At 74.0% G+C, this 7,202-nt stretch carries 7 protein-coding genes; 1 reads left to right on the forward strand and 6 read right to left on the reverse strand.

Annotated features, from left to right (window positions below; translation table 11 throughout):
* Window positions 1–41 precede the first annotated feature (41 nt).
* The 6 genes from ACWGE1_RS25320 to ACWGE1_RS25345 form a co-directional block, all read right to left on the reverse strand.
* Window positions 42–1,742: a serine/threonine-protein kinase gene (locus tag ACWGE1_RS25320; RefSeq protein WP_453422780.1), complete on the reverse strand. Its 1,701-nt coding sequence runs from the start codon at window positions 1,740–1,742 to the stop codon at window positions 42–44.
* Between the two features lie 27 nt (window positions 1,743–1,769).
* On the reverse strand, window positions 1,770–3,398 hold the full coding sequence (locus tag ACWGE1_RS25325; RefSeq protein WP_453422781.1) for a peptide-N4-asparagine amidase: 1,629 nt from the start codon (window positions 3,396–3,398) through the stop codon (window positions 1,770–1,772).
* A gap of 123 nt (window positions 3,399–3,521) precedes the next feature.
* A complete protein-coding gene (rraA, locus tag ACWGE1_RS25330) occupies window positions 3,522–4,007 on the reverse strand; it encodes a ribonuclease E activity regulator RraA (protein ID WP_453422782.1) in 486 nt (161 codons plus the stop codon).
* Between the two features lie 259 nt (window positions 4,008–4,266).
* On the reverse strand, window positions 4,267–4,533 hold the full coding sequence (locus ACWGE1_RS25335) for a GlsB/YeaQ/YmgE family stress response membrane protein (RefSeq protein ID WP_314247672.1): 267 nt from the start codon (window positions 4,531–4,533) through the stop codon (window positions 4,267–4,269).
* 109 nt (window positions 4,534–4,642) lie between these two features.
* Window positions 4,643–5,533 (reverse strand): hypothetical protein, encoded by an 891-nt coding sequence (locus tag ACWGE1_RS25340; RefSeq protein ID WP_453422783.1) that lies wholly within the window; start codon window positions 5,531–5,533, stop codon window positions 4,643–4,645.
* Window positions 5,530–6,384 (reverse strand): phosphatase PAP2 family protein, encoded by an 855-nt coding sequence (locus tag ACWGE1_RS25345; RefSeq protein WP_453422784.1) that lies wholly within the window; start codon window positions 6,382–6,384, stop codon window positions 5,530–5,532. Before ACWGE1_RS25345 ends, ACWGE1_RS25340 begins: the two co-directional genes overlap by 4 nt.
* Window positions 6,385–6,537: 153 nt before the next feature.
* Here ACWGE1_RS25345 and ACWGE1_RS25350 point away from each other — a divergent pair, with 153 nt between their 5' ends.
* Window positions 6,538–7,170: a TetR/AcrR family transcriptional regulator gene (locus ACWGE1_RS25350; RefSeq protein ID WP_453422785.1), complete on the forward strand. Its 633-nt coding sequence runs from the start codon at window positions 6,538–6,540 to the stop codon at window positions 7,168–7,170.
* Window positions 7,171–7,202 lie beyond the last annotated feature (32 nt).

Genomic DNA, 7,202 nt, shown 5'->3' on the forward strand with positions numbered 1-7,202 from the left:
CCTGAACGCGTCGGACCGTACATGCGTACGGGTAGACGATGTCAGAACTTGGTGACCTTCTTGACCTTGCCGTCGATCCCCGCGAGTACGTAGCCGCCGCGGCCGTACTCGTCAGTGATGTAGGGCCGCATGCAGGGGACCTGGTCCATCATCCAGGGCTCGACGATCACATAGGTCGAGGCCGGCTTCTCGATGCCCACGTCCTTCTTGGACTGCTCCAGCAGGCCGGGCAGCGCGTCCCAGTTGACGGCGGCCATGTCGATGAGCGGCTTGCCCTCCTCGACCGTGCCGTCCGGGCCCGTGCGACTGGCGGAGCCGTCGCGGTACTGCCAGGCGTCGACGGTCTCGGCGCCGGGGGCGGTCGGGATCGAGGCGAGGACGTAGCCCTCGTAGACCGTGAGATCCACGAAGGTGGTGGTGCCGCTCTTCTCCTTGAGCGCGTCCAGGGCGATCCGGATGTTCTGCGGGGTGAGCATGCTGCCGCGGGCCGTCGCGGCCTTGGACGTACTCGCCTTCGCGCCGGGGGTGGAGGCATGGGCAGCGCCCGGGGTGGCGACGGCCGGCCGGGTGGCGCGGGAGTCGGCCGCGTCGTCGTCCCCGGAGTTCCCGTCGGGCAGCAACTGGACGATCCCGACGACCGCGGCCGCCAGTACCGCCGTGAGCACCGCGCCGACCAGGGCCGGGCGCCTGCGCGGGGCGGGCGTCAGCCCGACGGGGGTCGTGGTGGCCGCGTAGGGGGAGGCTCCGGGACCGAAGGGCGGCGGGGTGGGCGACCCGTAGGGGCCTCCGTACGGACCGAACTGTCCCGGGACGACAACCGGCGGGGCGGTGGCGGGCACCGCAGCGACCGGCGGGGCGGCGACCGGTGCGGAGACGGCCCCGTAGCCGGATCCGAGAGCAGCGCTCGCGTCCCGGAGCAGTTGTTCCAGCTGCGCCCCGTCGGGCCGCGCGGCCGGGTCCCGTACGAGCAGCCGTTCCAGTACGGGCGCCAGCGGGCCGGAGCGCACGGGCGCCGGGATCGGCTCGTCGAGCACGGCGACGACCGTGGCCAGGCTGGTGGCACGGCGCAGCGGGTGGACGCCCTCCGCGGCCACGTAGAGCAGCATGCCGAGCGACCACAGGTCGGAGGCGGCCAGCCCCTCCTCGCCGCGGACGCGTTCCGGCGCGATGTACTCCGGCGAGCCGATCAGCACGCCGGTCGAGGTGAGAGCGGTCGAGTCGTTGAGGGCCGCGATCCCGAAGTCGGTGAGCACGGCCGACCCGCTGGGCCGCAGCAGCACGTTGGCCGGCTTCACGTCGCGGTGGAGCACCCCTTCGTCGTGCGCGGCGCGCAGCGCGGAGAGCACGTCGAGGCCGAGCCGCAGCACGTCGGCGGGCGGCATCGGCCCGGACGCCAGCCGGTCGTGCAGGGAACCGCCCTGGACCAGTTCCATGACGATCCACGGGTGGCCGCCCGCGCCCTCGGGCGGTTCGACGATGTGGTGGATCGTCACCACGTGCGGGTGGGCGAGGCGGGCGAGGGCGCGGGCCTCGCGGACGGCCCGTTCGCGCATCTGGTCGGCGAGGCCGGGTTGGGCGGCGGCGGTCGCCGGGTCCGGCGGGCGCACCTCCTTCAGTGCGACCTCGCGGTGCAGGGCGATGTCGCGGGCGCGCCACACCGTACCCATGCCCCCGCTGCCCAGGGGTGCGACCAGCTCGAAACGGCCGTCGATCAGCTGTCTGCCGGCCTCACTCGTATCCATGGCCGCTCATCGTAGGGGGCGCTCGAATCAGCAGCGCAGGCGGTCCACCGTCAGCGTGCCCTGGACGGTGTTCACCGTGCGGTCGTAACAACCGCCGGGGGCTGCCGACCCGTACAACCGGTAGCGGGCGGAGGTGGTGGCGACCGCGTGGCGCTGGTCGCGCGGGACGTTCGCGGTGTAGGTGGCGTCGCCCGTGTACCGGTCGTCGAGGCGGGAGCTGTCGACGGTCCGGCCGCCGCGCAGGGTGACGGTGTCCGCGCGGTCCCCGAGCGAGAGGACGGTGCGCAGCCGGTCGCCGGCGCCGAGGGTGGTCTCGCCGTCCATCGTGTAGGTGCGCGCGGTCCGGGTGGTGGCCGGTCCGCGGGACACGCTCTCCTCGTCGGTCCAGGTGGCGGTGAGGGCGTCCTGGTTCTCGCCGTCGGTCCAGCGGTGGACGGAGGTGCTCCGCACGGTGCGGGTGACGGTGGTGGCGACCCGGCCGTGGGAGGTGAACAGGTGTCCGGCGACGGTCAGCCGGTGTCCGCCCTCGGTGTCGAGCCGGTGCCGGCCGCCGGGCGCCGCGGGCGTCCAGCGGGAGTGGCCGCTCGGATCGCTCTGCTCGTGCCGGGTCAGGGCGCCGGTGACGACCTCCCGGGCCTCGTCCTGCCAGAGCAGCAGGTTGGTGGGGGTGCTCCAGCCGCTCTGCCCGGCAGGCACCCCGGCGACGGACACCTCGATGCGGTGCGGGCGGCCGTCGTTGAGGAGGGCGGCGTAGGGCGTGAGGTCGTAGCGAATCGGCTGGACGTCGAAGGCGCGCGGGCCGGGGGTGACGTACCAGAGGAAGGGGTTGGACCAGCCGCCGGTCCAGACGGTGGGGAAGGGTGCGGCGATGCCGGCGAGCTGCCCGTCGACGGAGATGCGGACCTCGCGGTGCGGGCCGTCGGCGGCCTTGCAGGAGTACGGCGCCGCGTCCGGGACGGTCATGTACCAGTACTCCTCGCAGCCGCCGCCCGACCCGGTGGCGTACACCTCGGCGAGGAGCCGCTCGGTGTTGCGCGGGGTGGTGACCGACGGGGAGGTGAGGGGCAGGACGCGGTCGGGGGTGTCGGGGGCCGGGGTGCGGCCGTCGGCGGCGTAGAAGGTCAGGGTCACCCGGACGTCGATGACACCGGTGTAGGTGTCGTTGACGACGTTGCCGATGAGCATCTCGACGGGCTGCGGACGGGCGAGGGTGTCGCGGTAGCGGGTGACGTCCTTCTCGACGGACCAGGTGATGCCGTCGGGCGAGGGCTGCGGGGTGGAGGTGCGCAGGATCTCCACCCCGCCGAGGGAGAGGTGGCCGAGGCGGTCGTACTGGCGGCCCTTGACCTTGCCGTCGAGGCGCAGGACCACCTTGGCCCAGTCGGCCGTGCCGCAGGCGGTGGGCGGTGCGTAACTGCCCTGGTAGGGCGTGAAGTCGCGGAACTGCGCCTCCGCGAGGGTCACCTGGCAGGACCGGGTCGCGGGCCGGGTGACGGGCGGGGCCGCGGTGAGCGGGTCGTGCCAGTCGGTGCCGAACTCGGCGGGCGGCGGGTCCGCGGCCGGGGTCCGGGCGTGCGCGGGACCTGCGGCGGCCAGGGTGGCGGCGGTCAGCGCGATCGCGCCGAGCAGGCCGGAGATCCTGTGTCGTCGTCTCATGGGCCCGCAGTGAAACCCGGCCCGCGGCGGCCGGGCCAGGGCCGGTGCTCCGGCCCTGGCCGGTTCTGATCCGGTGCGTTCCCGGTCCGCGTGAGCGTCAGGGCCAGGGTCGGCGGGGCAGGGTCAGGGTCGGCGGGGCAGGACGACCACGCCGTCGTCGTCCGCGTGGAGGGTGTCCCCGGCGCGGAAGGTGATCTCGCCGATGGTGACGGGCTCGTCGACCGCGCCCTCACCGGTCTTGCCGCTCTTGCGGGGAACCGTGCCCAGCGCCTTGATGCCGAGGTCGAGCCCCCCGAGGGCGACGCTGTCGCGGACCGAGCCGTTGATGATCAGACCGGCCCAGCCGTTGGCCTCGGCCGCGCCCGCGATGAGGTCGCCGACGAGGGCGGTGCGCGGCGAGCCGCCGCCGTCCACGACGAGCACGGCGCCCTCGCCCGGGGTGTGCAGGAGGGTGCGCAGCAGCGCGTTGTCCTCGTGGCAGCGGACGGTCCGGACGGGGCCGGCGAAGAGCCGGCGACCGCCGAACTGGCGGAAGGCGGTGCCGCAGATGGCGAGGGACTCGCCGTACTCGTCGTACAGGTCGGCTGTGGGGACGGGGGTGACACTCATCTGGCTACCGGTTTTCCTCGCTGCTCGTGCTCGTACATCGCGGTGGTGCGGCCAGCGTAGTGGTCAGGCCGTTCGGTGCATCGGCGGCGACCGGAGCCGGAGCCGGACATCGGCTGGAACCTGACGGGCGGGCGGGGGCTGCCGGGCGTACGCGGGCTCGGCTCCCGGCAGTCGGCCCGATCCCGGCCTCATCGGCAGGACGGGCCCAGACCCCGGACGGACGACGGACGAGGCGCGGGGGCCGGGTGCTCGGGCCGGGTCAGTTCCGGGAGTTGCCGAACAGGATGCGGTAGCCGATCAGCAGGACCAGCGAGCCCGCGATGGCGGAGCCCCAGGTGGCGAGGTCGAAGAACTCGGTCTGGATCGGCTTGTCCAGGACCTTCGCCGAGAGCCAGCCCCCGATGAAGGCTCCCGCGACGCCGATGAGGGTGGTCCCGATCAGGCCACCGGGATCCCGGCCGGGCAGCAGGACCTTGGCGATTGCTCCGGCCAGCAGTCCCAGGATGATCCAGCTGACGATCCCCATGTCCAGTCACTCCGCTTCGGTTGTCCGGTCGTTCGATTCGTTCGGGCGTCCTGCCTGGAGGACGCGACCTGCGCCGAATCGGTTCTCCGCGACACGGGCCGCCACGGACTCAGACCGCCACGCGGCCCGCGGGCACGGTGAGCTCGGCGCTTGCCACGGCGCCCGCGGCCGGGCCCGCCCCGGCGGAGGGCGTCCGGGTGAGCAGGAGCACCCCGCGCGCCGCCAGGAAGGCCCCTGCCCCCGCCAGCAGCAGCCCCGGCACTCCGCCCTGCAGCCGTTCGCCGAGCAGGACCATGCCGATGACCGCCGCGGCCAGCGGGTTGGCCAGGTTCACCACGGCGAGCGGGGCACCGAGTCCGCCGCGGTAGGCCCGCTGCGACAGCAGCATCCCGCCGACCGCGAACACCATGACGAGCAGGGCGACCGAGACGACCCGGACGCTGAGCAGGGCCCCGCCGCGGCCGGCCGCCACGGCCACCGTCTGGGTCAGCGCGGAGGCCGCCGCGGAGGCCAGGCCGGACGCGGTCGCGTGGCGCAGCCCCGAGCGGGGGTCCTTGGCCGCGGTCAGCATCAGGATCACGGCGATCGTCGCCCCGGAGACGCCCAGCGCCTCGGCCAGCGTGAGGGTGTCGTCGGGGGCCGGCCCGGAGGCCGGGAGCAGCAGCAGGCCGAGCCCGGCCACGGTCGCCAGGGTGCCCCGCCATTCGGTGGCCGCCACCCGGCGGCCGGACCTGCGCGCCCCCAGCGGGACGGCGGCCACCAGGGTGAGCGCGCCGAGCGGCTGCACCAGGGTGAGGGGGCCGTAGCGCAGGGCCGCCGCGTGCAGCAGGGCGGCGGAGGCGTTCAGTCCGGCCGACCACCACCAGGCGCCGGAGCCCAGCAGGGCCTTGGCGCTGCGCGCGACGGCGGCGCGGGCGAGCCGTTCCTGCGCCACGGCGGCGGCCGCGTAGGCCACGGCCGACGCGAGGCAGAGCCCGACGGCGAGGACGGTGTCGTTCACTTGCGCCCCGCTCCCACGGCCGTGTCCGCGCTCCGCGGTCGCGGCAGGTCCCGTACGGGGGCGTCCGCGCCGGTCTCCTCGGCCGCCTGCGGGTCCGGGCCGGCGCCGCTGTCCGGGGTGTCGCCCGCCCGCGGCCGCGGGATGAGCAGCAGGGCCACCCCGAGGAGGACTGCGGCGACGACGGCGTCGAGCCAGTAGTGGTTGGCCGTGCCGACGATCACGAGCAGGGTCAGCAGCGGGTGCAGCAGCCACAGCGCGCGCCAGCGCGAGGAGGTGGCGGCGATCATGCCGAGCGCGAGCATCAGCGCCCAGCCGAAGTGCAGCGAGGGCATCGCGGCGAACTGGTTCGCCAGGGTGTCCGCGGTCGGTGCGGCCCGGTAGACGGTGGGGCCGTAGACCTGTCCCGTGTCGATGAGCTGCGCGGTGTCGAGCAGTCGCGGGGGTGCGAGCGGGTAGGCCAGGTGCAGGACGAGCGCTGCTCCGGTGAGGCCGGCGAGTACGCGGCGCGCCCACAGGTAGTGGGCGGGGCGGCGGACGTAGAGCCAGATCAGGAAGAGCCCGGTCGCGGGGAAGTGGACAACGGCGTAGTAGGTGTTCGCGGTGGTGACGAGGGCGTCCCCGTGCAGCAGCAGTCGTTGTACCGCGCCTTCGCCGAGCAGGTGCATGGCCCGCTCGGCGTCCCATATTCGCTCCGCGTTGCGGAAGGCCTCATCGGTGCGGTCGGTCGAGAGCAGCCGGCCCGCCTTGTAGAAGGTGAAAAAACCCGCGACGAGCAGCAGCTCGCGTATGAGGCGGCGGCGCGCGGCTTTCGGGCCCGCTGCCGGCTCGGCAGGTGTGGTGTGGGAGCTCATCCCCCGGTCTCTCTTCCTGTTTTACGCGCACAGCGACACGCCAGTGTATCGATACATTGGCGTATCGATACGCTGGTGTACCGATACGGTCGCGTTCCCGTACACTTCCGTAGTGGAACCTGCCGCCGAGGCGCCCCGAGGAGAGCCGCATCCATGACGTCGACACCGACCCCCGCGCGCCGCTCCAAGATCACTCCGGAGCGGGAGCAGCAGTTCTACGACGCCGTCCTGGAGCAGCTGCGCGAGCACGGCTACGAGGCCCTGACCATGGAGGGCATCGCCGCCCGGGCCAGCTGCAGCAAGTCCACGCTCTACCGGCAGTGGAAGACCAAGCCGCAGCTCGTCGCCGCCGCCCTGCGCGCGGGCCGGCGGGGCACCCTCGTCACCGTGGACACCGGATCACTGGCCGGCGACCTGCGCGAGGCGGCCCGGATCGCGGCCGGCACCTCGGGCAGGGACACCCGGCTGACACAGGCCCTCGGGCACGCCGTGCTCAGCGACGAGGAACTCCAGGCCGCCCTGCGCGAGGCACTGGTCGAGCCGGAGCTGGCCGCGTTCGCCGAGATGGTCGGACGGGCCGTGGAGCGCGGCGAGATCGCCGCGGACCATCCGGCCGTGGAGTTCCTGCCCGCCCAGTTGATGGGCGTGCTCCGGATCCGGCCGGTGCTGGAAGGACAGTACGCGGACGCCGACTACCTGGTCCGGTTCGTCGACGCCGTGATGCTCCCGTCCCTGGGTCTCGCCCCTTCCCACCCCGCCCGGCCCCCGGCCGGCCGGGTCCCCTGAACCGGCGGGCCGCCGTCCCGATGACCTGACGG

This window comes from Streptomyces sp. NPDC054932 (assembly GCF_053610205.1).